Origin of the sequence: Haloferula sp. BvORR071 (assembly GCF_000739615.1) — a bacterium.
Lineage (GTDB): Bacteria > Verrucomicrobiota > Verrucomicrobiia > Verrucomicrobiales > Akkermansiaceae > Haloferula.
Window position 1 is genome coordinate 1 of record NZ_BATP01000026.1, and the last position, 16,239, is coordinate 16,239.

A 16,239-nucleotide genomic window follows, 5' to 3' on the forward strand; every position below is an offset into this window, starting at 1 on the left:
GGCCATCGCCATCGCCGGAGAAGCGACCGGCACCGCGATCATCGAGGACGCCGACCAGGCGGCCGAGCTGCCCTTCGCGCCGAAATTCGGCCTCGTCTGCCAAACCACCATTTCCAAACGCCGCGCCCACGCGGTGGCAGAGGCCCTGCGCCTGCGCCACCCGGATAGCCGCATGGTCTTCCTCGATACGACCACCCCCGCCACCTTGGAGCGGGAACGGTCCGTGGACGGGCTCAGCCGCTGGGCGGAATCGATTATCGTCGCGGGAGAAGTCGGGGAGGCTTCGGTACGGACCTTGATCGAGACCGCCCGGCGGTTGGGCCTCGCCGCCCGCGCCGTGGCGGATGCCGGGGCTCTTGATCCCGCCGAATTCGCCGGCTGCGGGCGGATCGGCCTGACCGCAGGGGAATTCTCGCCGGATGCCGTCCTGGATGGCATCGCGGCAAGGTTGGAGACAGAGGGAGCATAGGTAAACGGGTTGGGTGGTCCGCAAGGAGCGCTGCGCGGACCACCTTTTCCGCTTTCCGGGCCGGGGATTCCGTGGTGATTTCTCGCCCCCGCCACGCCATGCCGCCCGCCATGTCCGACAAGCTCGCTGAGATCATCGCCACCAAGCACCAGGAGGTGGAGGCCCTGCTGCCCCGTGCCGGGCACCTGCGCGCCGCCGCCCTGCAGCGCAATGATTTCCGCGGCTTCCGCGCCGCCCTCGACCTCGGCCCGGACCGTCTCGGCGTGATCGCGGAGGTGAAGAAGGCCTCGCCCTCGGTCGGCTTGATCGACCCGAATTTCGACCCCATCCGCCAGGCCAAGCGCTACCTCGATGGCGGCGCTTCCTGCCTCTCCATCCTCACGGACGAGAAGTACTTCCAAGGCTCCCTGAGCTACCTCACCAAGATCTCCGAGTTCTCGAATGCGCCCCTGCTGCGCAAGGACTTCACCGTCCACCCCGTGCAGATCCACGAGGCGATCATCGCCGGGGCGGATGCCATCCTTCTGATCGTCGCCGCCCTCGACGACGACACCCTCAAGCGCCTCTACAACGAGGCCAAGGACTTCCAGCTCGATGTGCTGGTGGAGGTCCACAACCTCGCTGAAATGGAGCGCGCCATCGAACTCGGTGCGGATCTCATCGGCGTCAACAACCGCAACCTGAAGACCTTCGAGATCGACCTTGCCACCACCGAGGAACTCGCCGACGAAGTCTCCGATGATGTCATCCTCGTCGCCGAGTCTGGCCTGAAGACACTTGAAGACGTCCAGCGCGCCCTCAATGCCGGCGCGAATGCCGTGCTGATCGGCGAATCCCTCATGCGCGCGCACAACCCGGCGGAGGAGATCGAGGCCTACCTCGGGCTGCGGACGGTGTGATGTGGCATGTGACCAAACAGGAGGTCACAATATCAGCCTAGCCATGAAGCTGCCCATTTGGATGCGCGGTGCGATGCTGGCTACCGCCGCAATGAACCTGACGGGTGCCGCGGCATTCCTGCCTTTCGCCAAGTCTCTCCGCCAGATTGGAGGCCTTCCGGAGGAAGGACATCCGCTCTACATGCTCACCGTCGGAGCCTTCGTCTTCATCTTTGGGTTGGCCTACCTATGGGCGGGGGCGTGGCGGACCGCCTCTTCGTCTCCACGGGCGCGGCGGGGAAGCTAGCGTTCTTCGGATTGCTGGTGTGGTGTTGGAGTGCTGGCACCTTACCCGCGAAGGTGGTGGGTGCCGGAGCTGGCGATCTCTTGTTCGGCACCCTCTTCGTGGTCTGGCTCTACAGAAGCCGGGGAAGCCATTCGGAAGGTTAGTATCCAGAACCCCTTGGAAATGTGAGGAGAGGGAAGCCCGGGCTTGCGCCACGCCGCTTCCCGGGCATGCTCCCGCGCGTTGTGAATCCAATTCCGGTCGAACCGTCGTTCGAAGCATTCGCGAAGCTGGCTACGCGGGGCAATGTCGTGCCCGTGTACACCCAGCTTGCCGCGGACTTCGAGACGCCGCTGTCCGCGTACCTCAAGGTGCGCGACGCGCGTCATTCCTTCCTGCTCGAGAGCGCTGAAAGCACGGAGAAGGGCGGACGATGGTCGATCATCGGCAGCGGCCCGCGGCGGGTGATCGAGGCCCGCGGCAAGGAGCTGACGATCCGTGAGGGATCCCATGTCGAGAAGTCGGTGGCGGAGGACGACCTGCTGGCCGCGCTGGAGCGCCACATGGCGGACTACAAGCCGGTGCTGCACGGCAACCTGCCGCCCTTCTGCGGCGGCCTGGTGGGCTATCTTTCCTACGATGCGGTCCGGCAATTCGAGCCAACCGTGCCCGAGCCGCCGAAGGACGAGCTCGGCATCCCCGATGCGGTCTTCCTGCTGGCGGACACGCTGGTGGTCTTCGACCAGCGCCTGCGCCGTTTGCAGATCATCGCGAATGCCTTCACCGCGGAGCACGCGACTCTGGAGGAAGCCTATGCCTCCGCACAGTCGAAGGTGGCCGCACTGGTGGAGATGCTGAATCGTCCGCTGCACGTGCCCGCTTTGAATGGCCTCGCGCCGGTCGAGCCCGAGCCTGCGGAAAGCAATACCACGCAAGCCGAGTACGAAGAGATGGTGCGCAAGGGGAAGGAATACATCGCCGCAGGTGATGTGTTTCAGTTCGTGCCGAGCCAACGCTTCGCCGCAGACTTCCACCGCTCACCGGTGGATCTCTACCGCGCGCTGCGGCACGTGAATCCTTCGCCCTACATGTTCATCCTGGAGCTGGGGGACTTCGCCTTGGTGGGTTCGTCGCCGGAGGTTCACGTTCGTGCCATCGCCGGCCGGATCGATATTCGCCCGATCGCCGGCACGCGTTGGAGGGGCAAGACGCCGGAGGAGGACGATGCCCTGGCTGCTGATCTCTTGGCCGATCCGAAGGAGCGCGCCGAGCACCTGATGCTCGTCGATCTCGCCCGCAACGACGTCGGCCGCATCGCCGCGCACGGCAGCGTGAAGGTCGATGACTTCATGATCATCGAGCGCTACAGCCACGTGATGCACATCGTATCGAACGTGACCGGCACGCTGGATGATACCCATAGCGCCTACGACGTGCTGCGCGCGACCTTCCCCGCAGGGACAGTCAGCGGTGCGCCGAAGATCCGCGCGATGCAGGTCATCAACGAACTGGAGAAGAGCAAGCGCTGCGCCTATGCCGGTGCGGTCGGATACTTCGGCTTCGATGGTGGCCACGACTCCTGCATCACTCTGCGCACCTGCCTGCTGAAGGACGGCAAGGCCTACGTGCAAGCCGGTGCCGGTGTGGTCGCTGATTCCAATCCGACTTACGAATACGAGGAGACCGTCAACAAGGCAAAGGGCATGCTCCGCGCCATCGCTCTTGCCAAAACCCTCGAAGGCTAAGCTGCCATGCTACTCATCATCGATAACTACGACTCCTTCACCTACAACCTCGTCCAATATTTCGGCGAGCTTGGTGCAGAGATGAAGATCGTGCGCAACGACGCGCTGACGGTGGCGGATGTGAAGGCCCTCAAGCCCGAGCGTATTTGCATCTCGCCGGGTCCCTGCACGCCGAACGAGGCGGGCATCTCCTGCGAGCTGATCCAAGAGCTGGGTGCCAGCACGCCCATCCTCGGCGTCTGCCTCGGCCACCAGTCGATCGGCCAGGTGTATGGCGGCGATGTGGTGCGCGCGGACCGTCTCATGCACGGCAAGACCTCGCCAATCCTGCACGAGGGCAAGAGCGTCTTCGCCGGCCTGCCGAGCCCCTTCGAGGCCACGCGCTACCACTCGCTCATCGTGAAGCGCGAGACCCTGCCGGATTGCCTGGAGATCACCGCGTGGACCGCCGAGGGCGAGATCATGGGACTGAAGCACAAGACGCATCCCGTGCACGGCGTGCAGTTCCACCCGGAGTCAATCCTCACGCAGGATGGGAAGCGGATCCTGGAAAACTTCTTGGGGTATTGAGTGCATCCAGTGACGCCCCTGCGTCGATCCGGACCGACGTGGCCTTGACCCTGTGAAATGTCGTCTGCTAGAGAGGGGGAGAATGAGATTCTTCTCCCCCTCTGCAGCCGCTGTGGTTTGCGCGCTTGCCCTCGCCTCCTGCAGCTCCTCGCCGCCAATTGAGCGCTATGCGACGAGCAAATCTCACTTTTCGTCACCGCCGAAATTGAACTCGCATACTTATCCTGAAAAGGATCTCTACCGCGTTTACGAGCGTGGGGCCTCCGGCTTCGTTCCCGTGTCGGCATGCCGCTCGGGAGCCGTGGAGCGCGCCACGGAGTTCTGCGAACAGATGGATCGGGACATGGTAATTCTCGGCGAAAAGAACACGATCGCTTTTCCGCTGCCTGGAAACTTTCCCGCCGCAGAAGTGGTTTTCGCCGCGGCTCAACGGAACAAGAAGAACCTCAGTGACGCCGATGTTTCGAGGCTGGCGAAGCTGAAGAAACTGCGCGACCAAGACGTGATCTCTGACGAAGAGTTTCAACAAGAGAAGCGGCGTGCGCTTCGATAGGTTTGAGATTCCGGGATCTTCGTGGTGTCGCGCAAAGGCAATGACGGAGATCTCCGCAAAAGCAGCGGATCTTTACCCGGCTCTTTCACCATGTATCGCGTTCCTCCATGACCTTGAGAGCCTTCCTGACTTTGTTGGCTGGAGCAGCCATCTCCAGCAGTGCCTGCCTCGCCCAGAACCCGGCACCGGAGAAGAAGCCGCTGCCCGACACCAAGCAAGAGCTCGAAGTCTATCTAGTCGGTACCAGTTGGATCGCGGACGCGGATGGCACTCGGGCTCACGTCTTCAGGAAAGACCCAAAGGCCAAACGACAGCTCTTCGAGGGCAAGAAACTCAAGCCAACCTATGTGGTAACCGGACGCCGCACCCTGACCGTCACGTGGGCTCCAAAGACCATCATCAATTGCGTGGTGACGGAGGACTGTTCGAAGATGTCCGAAATCAACGGCGAGAAGCACACGTGGGTAAGACAATAACAACGAAGGCTGCCGGGCCACTGAACTAGCCGTCTTTCCTCCTCGCCTGCCTCTCCCGGAAAGCCGCGACCTTGTGCCGGTTACCGCAGGCCGCGGCGCTGCACCACTGGCGGCGGTGGTTCTTCGTCGTGTCGTAGAAGAACAGCACACAGCCATGCCCGGCGCACTGGCGCAAGTACTCGTGATTGCAGCCGGTGAGGAAGTCCGCGATCTGGCGCGAGAGGATCGCCAGCACCGCATCGACACCGCGCAGCTCTGATGCGGAGCGCACCAAGGCAAAGTGAGCCTCACTGTTACCCGTCGCCACGGCCTCCGAGAAGCGGTCCTTCTCCAGCGCGGCATTCACCATCCGCAGGAAGTCCCGGCTGATGGGCTTGCCCGCGAGCATGCCCATCACCTGTTTCACCCAAGCCACTCGCAGGGCCACCACCGCTTCCAGCGCGGCCTTTGCCCCGGACTTGCTCACTTCCAGCGCCGCTCCGTCGCCGAGCTTCGCCTGATGTAGCCACTCGATGATATCAGCCCAAGAGCGCAACTGGTCTGCCAGTTCGCCGTGCGGAGCGTAGAGAGTATTCGCGAAATCAAGGGCCGGGTGCTCCCCGAGAAAAACAAATTCCGGACTGCTCGTGCTCACGGGTAAAATGTAACCGTTAAAATTGTTTTTGACAAGTTTCAGCATTGGCCGCATTTGGTAACCGTCATCACGACATTTTAAAGGTTACAAAACACATTCCCAATCCTGTCGACCCCATGAAGACCCCATCCATCCTCGCCGCCGGAGTTCTTGCGCTCGCGGCCCTCACTCACTCTGCAGCAGCGACGGAGGTCCACTACAAGACTGCCACCTTGCCGGAGGCCTCGATTTTCTACCGCGAGGCGGGCAATCCCTCGAAGCCGGTGATCCTTCTGCTCCACGGCTTCCCCAGCTCCAGCCACATGTTCCGGGATCTCATCCCCGAGCTCTCCGGCGACTTCCACGTGATCGCGCCGGACCTTCCCGGCTTCGGTTTCTCCAGCGCGCCGGATCATGAGAAGTTCAAGTACACCTTCGACCACCTCGCGGAGGTCATGGGCGGCTTCGTGGAGAAGCTGAAGCTGGAGAAATTCTCCATCTACATCTTCGACTACGGCGCACCGGTCGGCCTGCGCCTCGCCTTGAAGTATCCGGACCGCATCAGCGGCATCGTCACGCAGAATGGCAATGCCTACGTGGAAGGGCTTTCGGAAGAAGGCTGGCAGCCAGTGAGGAAGTACTGGGAACATCCTACGCAGGAGAACCGCGATGCCCTGCGCAATTTCCTCACCCTCGAGTCCACCCGCTGGCAGTACGTCCACGGCGTGAAGGATGAAAGCCTAGTCGCCCCCGAGTCCTACGCCCTGGACCACGTGCTGCTCGAGCGGCCGCAGAGCGCGGAGATCCAGCTCGACCTCTTCGGCGACTATCAGAACAACGTGAAGCTCTATCCGAAGTTCCAGGAGTTCTTCCGCAGCCGCAAGCCGCCCACGCTCGCCGTGTGGGGCAAGAATGATCCCTTCTTCCTGCCACCCGGCGCCGAGGCTTATAAGCGCGACAACCCGAACGCCAAGGTGGTCTTCTATGACACCGGCCACTTCGCGCTGGAGACTCACGCGAAGGAGATCGGCGCGGAGATCCGCAGCTTCTTCGCGGAGCGGAAGTGAGTTATATGGAGTGCGGTGGCACGACACCGCCTTGGCTGCGGGGGCGCTTGGATTCTCCGGTTCGTGGCCGTTCACCGCAGCAGCACCTATGCACCGACCGGAGAACAATCTGACCGCCCAGCCCGTGATCGTCTATCACGGCGGCACCTAGGCCCACCGGAGAGCGCACCTTCGCCAATCCGCTGCCGTCTACCGTTGCATCACCAACCCGAAGCCAAAGCGGTGTCGTGCCACCGCACTCCACATGCCGCTCCCGGTAGTGGGAAACCACCTTAACTGAGTACCATTCGAGGAACCTTACTGTCCCTGAGAACGGTCCCCAAGAGCTGCTTCGGCTACCGGTGCCAGCGCCAGTAAAGTCGCAGCTCCTTAGCCCGCCGATCCCGCGATGGCTTCCACCACCGGCGCGGGATCGCGGGGTGAGAGCGGGTAGTGCCCGGCACCTTCTTGGATGATGACCGTGATCTTGCCGCCGAGTTCCTGATAACGCTTCTCGATCACGCGGCCCTGCTCCTCCAGTGCGGGATCGAGCGCGCCGCAGACATGCAGCAGCGGCACCTTCGCGGTGGCCAAGGGCTTCAGCTTCTCTAACAGCGGCCCGTCCGTCATGTGGGATTGCAGCACGGGATTCTCCGCATAGACGCAGGACACTTTCCCCGGATTCGCGATTGCCCACGCATAGGCCTCACCCGCGGCGCGACCTGCACCTTCCATCACTGGCTTTGCAGAGAAACCATACTTCACCAGATGCTGATAGACCGCATTCCAGTGCTTCAGATCCGGGCCATCCTTGTTGTAAGAAACCGGGCCGGTGACGATGTGATAGCCCTTCGCAAGCAGCGCCACGTCCACCGTGGCCTCCCGTTCCACCACACCCGCGCGGAAGACCCAGGGCGTGCCCGCCGCCGCCTTCTCCGGCACGATCACATTCACCGCACCCTCCACCCCGGGAAGCTCGAAGGCATAGCGGTCATAGCAGCCGGTGAAACGAGCGCCGCGGCACGTGAGCGAAGTGCCTTCCACCTCGGAGTCCGCGTAGGTCATCGCCGTGCCATAGAAGCTGGCGTGCTTGCTCTGCTCACCCGCTAAGGCCGGAGCCGCGGGCAGTGGATGCTTCACACTCTGCTCGATGAAATCCGCGATCGGCCCCGGATCATGCAAGCTGTGCGGATGATGTCCCGCACCATCCTTCATGATCACTGAGATCCTTCCTCCCATCTGCTCATAGGTGGTCTCGATCACATTGGAGAAGCGGCCTAACAGCGGATCCAGGCTGCCGCACACATGCAGCAGCGGCACATTGTTCTCCGCCAGCCCGCCGAGGCCCGCGAGCATCTCCGCATTCCCGCCCGGATTGTCCGCATAGATGCAGGACACCTGCGCCGGATGCCTCACCGCCCAAGTGTAGGCATACTCGCCACCGCGGCTCATCCCGATGAAGGCCGGCTTCGGCGAGAGCCCGTGCTTCGCTGTTAGAAAATCATACCACGCATCCCACTCCTTGCCCGGCTTCAGCTCCGAGTTTGCCGAGATGTAGGCGATGTGGAAGCCGCGCTTCAGCAGCTCCACCTCCGCTTGGGGCTGGTGGTCCCAGTAGCAGCCCTGCCACGACCAAGGGTTCCCCGGCGCAGGTTCCTTGGGCGCAACTACCACGCAGCGGCGCTTGCCCTGCTCCGGATCGCCCACCGAGAAGTTCTCCCCCTTCGGAGCCTTGTAGGGAGAGATCTCCAGCGTGGCGGTGTCCATGATGAAGTCGTAGCGCTCGAAGCCATCATGCCACTGGCTCTTTCCGCCCTCGAAGGCGAGGGGTTCTCCTTCACCCCGGGCCAAGGGTAAAGCGAGGACCATGAGGATCAGCAAACTGGCGGGAGCGGAGATTCGGAATCGCATGGATCGGTAGATTTACCCCCAGCCTAGGCCCGGCGGCTCCCGCGTGACAATCTCCCCGGCTGTCCCCGGAAACGGCGGAAAAAATCATTTGTCCGCGCCAGAAAGCCCGCCGCAGGCCGAGCATCCCGCCCGAGAACCGACTGACTCCATCACTCCCCGATTGCCCTCCGCCATACAACTGCTTGAATGGCCGGGATGACGCAGGACGACCGGGATTTCCTTTTCAAGCTGTTGCAGACCCCCAGCCCCACCGGCTTCGAGATGCCGGGGCAGCGGGTCTGGGCCGATTATCTCCGCCCGATCGCCGCGGAGGTCACCTGCGACGCCTACGGCTCGACTTGGGCCACTCTGCCCGGCGCCGGGAAGTCGCCCAAGACCGTGATGCTGACCGCCCACGCGGACGAGATCGGCTTCATGATCAAGAGTATCCAGCAGGACGGCTTCATCCGCATCGACCGCATCGGCGGCAGCGATGTGGCCACTGCACGGGGCCGTCGGCTCGATTTCCAAGGCGACAAGGGTCTCGTGAAGGGGATTATCGGCAATACCGCGATCCATCTCCGTCGCGACAGCGCAGGCGATGAGAAGGCTCCGCAGGTCCACGAACTGTGGGTCGATGTGGGTGCCTCGAATGCTCGCGAAGTCGCGGCTATGGGCCTGCGCGTCGGCCACCCGGCGGTCTACGAAGACGGCCCGATCGAGCTGGCCCACAAGCGCATTGCCGGCCGCGCGATCGACAATCGCATCGGCGGCTACATCATCGCCCAGGTCCTCAAGCGCATCGCCAAGTCCAAGAAGAAGCCCGCCTTCACCCTGATCTGCGCGAACATGGTGCAGGAGGAAATCGGCGGGAATGGCGCGATGATGGCCACCTACCGCCTCAATCCCGACGTCTGTATCTGTCTGGACGTGACCCACGCCACGGACACCCCGGGCATCGACAATTCGAAGTTCGGCAGCGTGAAGCTCGGCGGCGGCCCGACCATCAGCCACGGCACCGCGAACCACCCGCTGGTCGTGAAGCGCCTGATCGATACGGCCACCAAGGGGAAAGTGCCCGTTCAACACGAGGCCAGCAGCCGCTTCACCGGCACGGATACGGACAAGATTTTCCACCAGCGCGAGGGCGTGCCCAGTGCTCTAGTATCCCTGCCGCTGCGCTGCATGCACTCGGTGGTGGAGACTGCGCACCTTGATGACATCGCGCGGACCATCGACCTGCTCGCCGGTTTCGTCACCTCGCTCACCGCTTCCGACCGCTTCCACCAGAGCCTATGAAGTCTCCCGCCGCCATCGCCTTGATCCTGGCTTCCTGCGGGCTCGCGTCCGCAGCCCAGAATCCATCGGACGCGGCGTTGGCGTGGCTGCGGGACGTGGCGGCCGGCAAGGCGGAAGTGAAGCCCGGCGAGGGCACCGCACTTTCCCCTGAGACCAGCCCGGAAGACTTGAAAGGCATTCGTTCGCGGCTGGTCCGCCTGCGCAAGAGCCTGAGGCCCGAGGATTTGCGGCCGGTGGCAGACAAGGAGGACGGCGATCTGGCGGCAGTGCTGGTCTCGCAGATCACCAATTTCGATTCGAACACGGTCCAGATCCACGCCGTGGGCTTGGTGAAGGAGGGGGACAACTGGCTGCCCGCACCCCTCCCCTCGTCCTTCGACAATACCGGCCTGAGCTTCCGCCCCGGCTTCCTGCAGCGGGCCACGAACTTGGAGGACTGGATGCTCCAAGAACGCTCCGACCAACTGCTGCGTCTCAAAAACGACGCCTTCTCCCTGCTGGCTGAGGAGATGCGCAAGGTGATCTCGCCCGGTGCCCTGCAACAGGCCACCCCCACCAAGCTGGCGGAGAACTTCCTCGCGGCACTGACCAAGCGCGACCTGCCCGCGGCACTCGCGATGCTCGGCGGCTTGGAGGAGCCCCGCCCCGCCGATTGGGATGAGACCTTCCAGGTAGTCTCCGGCAACCTGCGGAAGAAGGAGATCACCCACTCGCTCTGGCGCCTGCTGGCATCGCCGGAAGCAGTCCGCGCCATCGTCGCCACCGAGGACGATGACAAGGAGCCGCTGGTCAGCATCGTCGCACTCGATCCCGATGGGGATGCCTCCTCGCGCCTGCGGCCACGCACGGTGCATCTGCCCTTCGTCCGCTCGGCAGCGGGCAACTGGCACATCCGCCTGACCCACGACCTGCTGGCTCCGGCGACGCGCCCGCTTTCCCCCGGCCAAGAGGCCGACGACGAGGTTCTCGATGCCGAGTTCATCGAAAAATTCCCCGGCAAGCTGAAGGAGACGCTGGCACCCACTGCCGTCGGCAGCGCTCGTGAAGCGGCCCAAGCCATGGTGAATGCCCTGCGCCAGCCGTCCCTCGCCGACGCCTGCCACCTGCTCGACCTCGGAGCCCCCACGAAGGGGGCGCTCGACTCCATGTCGCGCGCAGCCGAGCTGTGGCGGAAGATCCACAATCGCCCGGACGGGGTTTCGCCGCTCCTACTGGACGCCTTCGAATCCGGTGACGATGCGGTTGCGCTCGTCCAGATGTTCGCGGGCCGCGATCCGGTGAAGCCAGCGATCGAGAAGCTCTATTTCCGCCGCGGCGAGAAGGGCTGGCTGGCCAATCCAGTCTTCGGCGGTGAGCCGGAATTCGCCTCGGCCACCAGCAAAGACGCCATTGCGGCTTGGCAAGAGCAGGCCATGGATGCACGGCGCCGCGAATGGTGGACCGGCACGGTCGGCCGCATCGGTGGCATCGCTGCGGATTCCGCCCCCAGCGAAGAGGACACCCGCCGCTTGGTAGACGAGGCCAGAAAGGCCCTGGTCCAAGGCGATGCCGAGGCCGTTTTTACCCGCTCCGCGTGCTTCGATGACGATACCGGCATCAATCGCCTGCTGCGCAACATCGGCTCCGATATCCGTGACGGACAAGCCGGGGAAATCCTCGGCATCCACCGCTCTGGCCGCTGGGCCGCAGTCAGCCTGCGGGTGCCACCGCCGGACGGTGATGACTCCGCCAATCTGTACCCGCTGGTGCTGGTAGTCAGCACTCCTGCCGGGCCGCGCCTGCTGCCCGAACTCGATCTCTACGATCCCCTGACCCGGACCCGCGACTTCTTGAATCGCGGCGTCTGGGACCGCGTCACCGCTCGCCTCCCGGAAGGAGCGCGCGGCGAGCTGGAGGCGATCTTCGAAAAGCACCGTGCCCTTTCCGCCGCCGACCGCGGCCGCCAGAAGACCACCGAATGAGCGATCTCAACTCCGCACGACAAACCGCCCAGCGTTTGGAAGAAGCCGTCCGCACCGTCGTGCGGGGCCAAGACACCGCCCTCCGCAACATCCTCGCCTGTCTGGCGGGAGGTGGCCATGCCCTGGTGGAAGACGTGCCCGGCACCGGCAAGACCACCCTCGCCAAGGCGATCGCGAAATCCGTGGACGGAGCCGCCTTCAAGCGCGTGCAGTTCACGCCAGACCTTCTGCCCGGCGATATCCTCGGGGTCTCGATCTTCGATCCGCGCACGCAGGAATTCCGTTTCCGTCCGGGTCCGGTCTTCGCCGATATCCTGCTCGCGGATGAGATCAACCGCGCCTCGCCGCGGACCCAGTCAGCCCTGTTAGAAGCAATGGCCGAGCGCCAGGCCACGATCGATGGCGAGCGCCATGACCTCGATGGTCTCTTCTTCGTGATCGCCACCCAAAACCCGGTGGAATTCCGCGGCACCTATCCGCTGCCGGAGGCACAGATGGACCGCTTCATGATCCAGAGCCGCCTGGGCTATGTGACGCCGGAGGAAGAGCGGGCGATTCTTTCCGATCAGATCGACCGCCACCCGGTCGACCTGCTCCAGCCAGTGGTGACCCGTGACAATCTTGTCGGCCTGTTAGAAGCGACCCGCCGCGTCCGCATCAGCGATGAGCTGCGGGGCTACATCGTCGATATCGTCTCCGCCACCCGCGGTCGCGACGACGTCCAGCTCGCCGCCAGCCCGCGCGCCTCGATCGCGCTGATGAAGATGGCGCAGGCGCTCTCGCTCTTCGAAGGCCGTGACTTCGTGGTCCCGGAAACGATCCAGACCGTTGCCGCGGATGTCATCGGCCACCGCTTGGTCATCGCGCCGGAGGCCAAGCTCTCCGGCGTGACGGGACGACAGGTGGTCACGGACATCCTCGCGCAGATCCCGGTGCCGGTGTGAGGCCAGGGCCTACCGCTTGTCCGCGGCGATCACGCCGATCTCGGCCATGGTCACGTTGTTCTTCTCCAGCACTCCGAGTGCCGTGAAGCGGACGTAGCGGGCCTTCACATCCGGTGGCAGCGCCACGCGCTGCTCCACGGGATTTGCCCGGATGTTGGAAAACTCCCCTTCGAGAGGCTTGCTCCAGTCCTTGCCGTCGCGGCTCCATTCGAGGCGATATCGGTCCACCACCGCGTGCGGGGTTCCGTCTTGCCGCGGCAAGAAAAGCAAGGCGGCCAAGGCCTGCTCCCGGCCGAGATCGAGCGTCAGGCTTTGTGGCGGCCCCTGCTCGCCCTTCACCGCATCGTGCGTGCACCAGAAAGTCCGCGGATCGCCATCGATCGCATGCTTCGCCGGGTGATCCGCGGTTTCAAAGCTCGCCGTCACGCTCCAGCCATCCTTGGACAGCTCGCCGGGATTCCGCTTCGCGAGATGATCCGGCACGCCTTCCGGCTCCAGCCACAGCGAGAACTCCGACAAGCACGGACAAGCCGCGCACTCCAGAAGCTCCAGCCGCACGGCATCCGCAGTCACCCGCTTGCCACGCAGCAAGGTCTGCGCGCCGATGCTGCTGCCATCGGCAATCCACGGCACCCACTGGCCTTGCTCACGCACCGAGAGAGAGAACCTCCGGACCCGCTGGCCGAGGCGAATCGCCTCGCGCAGCCGCACCACGCTGAAGGTCCGTGCCTCCGGCAGGGTCAGTTCCAGTGTTGCCTTGGTCACGTTGTCCGGAGTCGCCCAGTAGCTTGCCTTGTCGTCGTCCAAAACCTTGGCGGCGTCGAAGTCGGGCCCGCGAACGCTGCTGGCACTCACCTTGGCACCCTCGGCCAGGTTCTTGGAGAACAGGGCATCCAGCGCCTTCTTGTATCCTTCGAGAGCCGCCACATCGGCCTCATTGATGCGGCCGCGGCGATCCGGCGGCACATTCAGGAGGAAGGAAGCACCGTGGCCGACTGAGTTGAAATAGAGATCGAGCAAGTTCTTCGGCGAGCGCACCTTGCTGTTCTCCTCCTCATGCCAGAACCAGCCCGGGCGGATTGAGACATCGCACTCGCCCGTCAGCCACTGTGTGCCATCCACCGTGCCAGTCGTGCCCTCGCGCTCGCGCACGTGCCCGGGAGCAGCCGCTCCGCCATCCGGACCCACGGGCGAATAGGTCGCCCAGCACGGGTAGCCCGCCATGCCGCGCTCATTGCCGATCCAGCGGACGTCCGGCCCCACGTCCGAGAAAATCGCGGCAGTCGGCTGCAGCTTGCGGACCATCTCCCAAGTACGAGGCCAATCGTAGTAGCTCGTCCGGTCGATCGAGCGTTTGCCGCGCTTGCCTCCATAGAAGCCATCGCCGCCATTCGCGCCATCATGCCAGACCGTGAAGACAGGACCGTAACCGTTCAGTAGTTCCCGGAGCTGCTCGCGGTAAACTTCCACATAGCGGTCGCTGCCGTAGTCGGGAGAGTTCCGGTCCCAGGGCGAGAGATAAACCCCGAAGCGAATGCCTTGGCGCTTCGCCGCCTCGCTGAATTCCTTCACCATGTCGCCCTTGCCATTCTTCCACGGGCTGGCCGCGATGTCGTGCTCGGTGGTCTTGCTGGGCCACATGCAAAAGCCATCGTGATGCTTGCAGGTGAGGATCACGCCTTTCATGCCCGCCTTCGCGAGCGTGCCCACGATCTGGTCCGCATCGAAGTCCGTCGGATTGAAGATCGCCGGATCCTCGTCACCAAAGCCCCACTCCTTGCCGGTGAAGGTATTCGTGGTGAAGTGGACGAAGGCGTAGGTCTCGAGTTCGTGCCATGCGAGCTGCGCCTCGTTCGGAACGCCCTTGTAGGGCAGAGGCGCCGGCTCGGCGGCGAAAGCCGCCAACGGCATCAAAAACGAGACAAGCTGCGATATCCTGATCATGGGTGACATCATGTAGTCCTCAGGACCGCTCCCGCAAGCAAATCGATTTGCTCCCACATGCTTGCGGCAGCCCTCCTCAGCCGAAGAATCCCAGCGGCCCCGTCGCCCCCGGCGTGAAGAAATTCCCCACGTTCGGCAGCACGAGATGCAGGCTGGAGGGCGGCACTCCCAGCCACAGCGCGAGCTCGCCGAAGTACTCATCGCAGCTGGTGGTCGGGATCATCCGCCCTCGGCCGGTGTCGAGTGGATTGAGTTCACCGCCACTGAGAGGATTGAGGGCGAGACTGGGATATTGTCCGTAGATCTTCCGGCCTGCCACGCTGCCGCCCATGATGAAGTGATTCCCGCCCCAGGCATGATCGGAGCCGCGGTCGTTGCTTGTCAGGGTCCGCCCGAAGTCGGAGCCAGTGAAGAGCGTCACCTGATTCTCCACGCCCAGCAGGACAAGCTGGTCCCAGAATGCGCCGATCGCTTCATCCACCCATGCGAGCATGGTTTGCTGCTGGGACAGTGTCTCGCTGTGGTGATCCCAGCCACCAAGGTTCACGAAAAAGGTCTGCCGCAGCGCCCCGATCGCGCTCCGCCCCATGATCGCTTTCGCCACCTGATGGAGTTGCTGGCCCAGGCGATTGGGCGGCTCGTTGTTAGGTCCCGGGCCAAGCCGAAAGTTCACGCTCCCGGGCAGCGCGCCGGAAGTCGCATTGTGGTAGATCGAATAAGCCGCCTGCGCATCGCGGCGCTTCTGCTGGAAGGTCTCTTGCAGCAAGTGGCCATACTGCCGCGCCAGCATGCTATCCACCGCCGTGCTGGCGGCATTGCCGAATCCGGAGTTGGCATTGTAGCCAGACTGATAGCCCGCGAGCGCCTGCGCACCACCGTTGCCGCCCCCGTCGCTCGGTACGATCGCATACTCCGCTCCGGTGATCCCGCTCTGGAAGACATTGCTGCCATCCACCGAGATGTTCATGGAGACCAGTTGGCTCGGATTGATGTCCTTGATCAGGTCCATCATCCGGCCGCCCCAGCCAACACCCGAGCGGCTCTGCGGCACGCTGGTCTGCCACTGCTCGATTTGGTCCGCGTGCGAGTAGAGACCCAGCGGCAGGCGCTTGGAGGCATTGTTCACCTCGGTGCGATTGAAGACCGGCTCGATCAGGGTCCCGACATTCGCCACAAAGGCCGCATTCTCCGCCTCGAAGAGCTGCGCCAGCCGCGGCATCGAAGGATGCACCGCAAAGGTCCGGTCGGGCGTATTCAGCGGATGGACCTCGTGCAGGCCCGTCAATGGTAGCGCGAGATTACCACGGGTATTCTCGTACTCCGTTCGCGAGTTCGCATGCGTGGAGGACGCCCCGGTGAGAGGCGAGAGCATATTGTAGCTGTCATTCCCGCCGCTCATGAAGAGACAGACCAGCGCGCGGTATTCGCTCGCCTGCGGTGGCGCGGCATTCGCAATCGAGCTGGCGAGACGCAGGTTCAGCAGCGTGTTCAGCACCGGGATGGCACTGACGGCGGAGCAACTGGCTTGGCCAAGGAAACGGCGACGGTTCATGGGAAGAAGAGGT

At 63.7% G+C, this 16,239-nt stretch carries 14 protein-coding genes and 1 pseudogene; 11 read left to right on the forward strand and 4 right to left on the reverse strand.

The genetic code is table 11. From position 1 onward, the window contains the following. From BV071_RS14515 to BV071_RS14545, 7 genes and pseudogenes are all read left to right on the forward strand, one after another. Nucleotides 1-469 (forward strand): annotated as a pseudogene (locus tag BV071_RS14515) (hypothetical protein); the annotation flags it as partial. Nucleotides 470-579: 110 nt separating this feature from the next. Further along, nucleotides 580-1,368: an indole-3-glycerol phosphate synthase TrpC gene (gene trpC, locus BV071_RS14520; protein WP_035608452.1), complete on the forward strand. Its 789-nt coding sequence runs from the start codon at nucleotides 580-582 to the stop codon at nucleotides 1,366-1,368. A gap of 43 nt (nucleotides 1,369-1,411) precedes the next feature. After that, nucleotides 1,412-1,654 carry a hypothetical protein gene (locus tag BV071_RS14525; protein ID WP_035608454.1) on the forward strand — a complete coding sequence of 81 codons (243 nt, stop codon included), beginning with the start codon at nucleotides 1,412-1,414 and terminating at the stop codon, nucleotides 1,652-1,654. Nucleotides 1,655-1,878: 224 nt separating this feature from the next. Continuing rightward, nucleotides 1,879-3,378: an anthranilate synthase component I gene (gene trpE / locus BV071_RS14530; RefSeq protein ID WP_265594448.1), complete on the forward strand. Its 1,500-nt coding sequence runs from the start codon at nucleotides 1,879-1,881 to the stop codon at nucleotides 3,376-3,378. A gap of 6 nt (nucleotides 3,379-3,384) precedes the next feature. Then, the gene (locus tag BV071_RS14535; RefSeq protein ID WP_035608456.1) at nucleotides 3,385-3,948 is read left to right on the forward strand and encodes an aminodeoxychorismate/anthranilate synthase component II; all 564 of its coding nucleotides are present in this window, start codon (nucleotides 3,385-3,387) and stop codon (nucleotides 3,946-3,948) included. Nucleotides 3,949-4,249: 301 nt separating this feature from the next. Next, a complete protein-coding gene (locus tag BV071_RS35430; RefSeq protein ID WP_265594449.1) occupies nucleotides 4,250-4,501 on the forward strand; it encodes an SHOCT domain-containing protein in 252 nt (83 codons plus the stop codon). 107 nt (nucleotides 4,502-4,608) lie between these two features. Next, nucleotides 4,609-4,977, forward strand: coding sequence for a hypothetical protein (locus BV071_RS14545; RefSeq protein WP_035608461.1), 369 nt, complete (start codon nucleotides 4,609-4,611; stop codon nucleotides 4,975-4,977). A gap of 25 nt (nucleotides 4,978-5,002) precedes the next feature. On the opposite strand, the gene BV071_RS14550 is transcribed toward BV071_RS14545, so the two are convergent. Then, nucleotides 5,003-5,611 (reverse strand): CGNR zinc finger domain-containing protein, encoded by a 609-nt coding sequence (locus tag BV071_RS14550; RefSeq protein WP_052573365.1) that lies wholly within the window; start codon nucleotides 5,609-5,611, stop codon nucleotides 5,003-5,005. 116 nt (nucleotides 5,612-5,727) lie between these two features. Between BV071_RS14550 and BV071_RS14555 the strand changes: the two genes are divergently transcribed. Then, complete coding sequence (locus BV071_RS14555; protein ID WP_081886001.1) at nucleotides 5,728-6,657, forward strand: alpha/beta hydrolase; 930 nt, start codon at nucleotides 5,728-5,730, stop codon at nucleotides 6,655-6,657. A gap of 369 nt (nucleotides 6,658-7,026) precedes the next feature. On the opposite strand, the gene BV071_RS14560 is transcribed toward BV071_RS14555, so the two are convergent. Further along, nucleotides 7,027-8,547: a hypothetical protein gene (locus tag BV071_RS14560; RefSeq protein ID WP_265594450.1), complete on the reverse strand. Its 1,521-nt coding sequence runs from the start codon at nucleotides 8,545-8,547 to the stop codon at nucleotides 7,027-7,029. A 195-nt stretch (nucleotides 8,548-8,742) separates the two neighbouring features. Here BV071_RS14560 and BV071_RS14565 point away from each other — a divergent pair, with 195 nt between their 5' ends. From BV071_RS14565 to BV071_RS14575, 3 genes are read left to right on the forward strand one after another with little or no spacing between them, the layout of a single operon-like run. Further along, a complete protein-coding gene (locus tag BV071_RS14565; protein WP_035608547.1) occupies nucleotides 8,743-9,825 on the forward strand; it encodes a M42 family metallopeptidase in 1,083 nt (360 codons plus the stop codon). Further along, nucleotides 9,822-11,786, forward strand: coding sequence for a hypothetical protein (locus BV071_RS14570; RefSeq protein ID WP_035608464.1), 1,965 nt, complete (start codon nucleotides 9,822-9,824; stop codon nucleotides 11,784-11,786). The genes BV071_RS14565 and BV071_RS14570 overlap by 4 nt, the downstream gene beginning before the upstream one ends. Beyond that, nucleotides 11,783-12,730: a MoxR family ATPase gene (locus tag BV071_RS14575; RefSeq protein ID WP_035608466.1), complete on the forward strand. Its 948-nt coding sequence runs from the start codon at nucleotides 11,783-11,785 to the stop codon at nucleotides 12,728-12,730. Before BV071_RS14570 ends, BV071_RS14575 begins: the two co-directional genes overlap by 4 nt. Before the next feature lie 9 nt (nucleotides 12,731-12,739). Here BV071_RS14575 and BV071_RS14580 read toward each other — a convergent pair whose 3' ends face one another. Continuing rightward, nucleotides 12,740-14,674, reverse strand: coding sequence for an alpha-L-fucosidase (locus BV071_RS14580; protein ID WP_265594451.1), 1,935 nt, complete (start codon nucleotides 14,672-14,674; stop codon nucleotides 12,740-12,742). Between the two features lie 76 nt (nucleotides 14,675-14,750). Next, nucleotides 14,751-16,226: a DUF1501 domain-containing protein gene (locus BV071_RS14585; RefSeq protein WP_035608471.1), complete on the reverse strand. Its 1,476-nt coding sequence runs from the start codon at nucleotides 16,224-16,226 to the stop codon at nucleotides 14,751-14,753. Nucleotides 16,227-16,239 lie beyond the last annotated feature (13 nt).